The organism is Arhodomonas sp. KWT (assembly GCF_010993615.1).
In genome coordinates this window covers 1-1,136 of sequence record NZ_WNXE01000187.1, presented here as the reverse complement: position 1 = coordinate 1,136, position 1,136 = coordinate 1, and the positions used below count along the sequence as shown (strand labels likewise).

At 71.0% G+C, this 1,136-nt stretch carries 1 protein-coding gene; it reads right to left on the bottom strand.

Annotation, left to right across the window (positions count from 1 at the left end; genetic code table 11):
* The coding region (locus G7A99_RS16280; protein WP_205599879.1) for a hypothetical protein at window positions 1–1,070 on the bottom strand (1,070 nt) is incomplete at its 3' end.
* Window positions 1,071–1,136 lie beyond the last annotated feature (66 nt).

Here is a 1,136-nt window from a genome sequence, read left to right as displayed (position 1 = left end):
GCCGGCGTGGGCTCACCTGCGGACGTCCCGGTCTCGCCGTCACTCGAACCCGCGCCGCTGGCTGGCGGTGCGGCGGCGTCCGCGCTCGCGATTTCGGTGGCGGTCTCCCCCTCGCCGTTGTCGGTTGTGTCGGTCTCGTTGCGTTCGATCGTCTCAATCAGTGCGTCGGGCAGCGCCGGGATGGGCCGGTTGAGCAGGGCGCTGCCCGCGGCGATCTCCGGCGGGAGGCTCACCGAGGGCGGCGTGTCACCCGTGTCGGGGACGTCGACGCGCTTCGTATCGGCGCCGGCTACCGGATCGGCGGAGCCCTGGTCTCCGTCGGTGGTTGAGTCGTCCGCGAGCGTTGCGCTCGCGGTGTTGGACGCCGGCTCCGGCTCGATATCGAGCGAGGTGGTCCTGGTGTCCCCGGTGTCCGGTCCGCCGGCGAGGAGTGCGTAGGTGAGGACGCCGACCGCCACCGCGCCGAGCGGCGGCGCGAGCCAGACGGGATGAATACGGCGGCGCCGCGTCACGGGTGCTGCCGCGGCTGCGGTTGCTTCTGATTCCGGCGGCGCCAGACGGATGCGCTGGATCTGGTCCGCCGCCCGTCCGGCCTCCTGGGCGAGGACCTCCAGCCGGTCCGCCTCCGCCTCGGGACAGAGCAGGGCGATGGGCATGTTCGCGTCGCGCTGGCTGACGAGTCGGCTCAGGGTGAGCAGGGACTGGAGGATGCGTGCCGAGAGCCCGTGCGCATCCTCCACGACCACGGCCAGGGAGAGATTACGGCTCCTGAGCCGGCGCGAGAGCTGATCCGCCGCTGCCGGTTCCCCCGGGTCCGTGCCCGGGTCGAGGAGCAGGCGTTCGGCCAGGTGGTCGTTGTTGTGCGCCGTCGTCACGTCGATGATCGCGGCCGCTGTTTCACTCCCGCCGGCAAGGGCCCGGGCCAGCTGGGCAGCCACTCCGCTGGCGGTCAGTTCGCCGTCCAGGGTGACGATGACGACATTGCTCGTGCACCGCAGCAGGTAACACGCCAGGTCGAGACGTGCGGCGATGTCGCCGTTTTCCTGGAGGAGACTGTCAGCGTCCTGCATGGTGGTCCTCTGTCGCGGTATTGCGGCGACGAGTGTAGCAGGGCAACGGGGCGTTTCCGTGGGGCA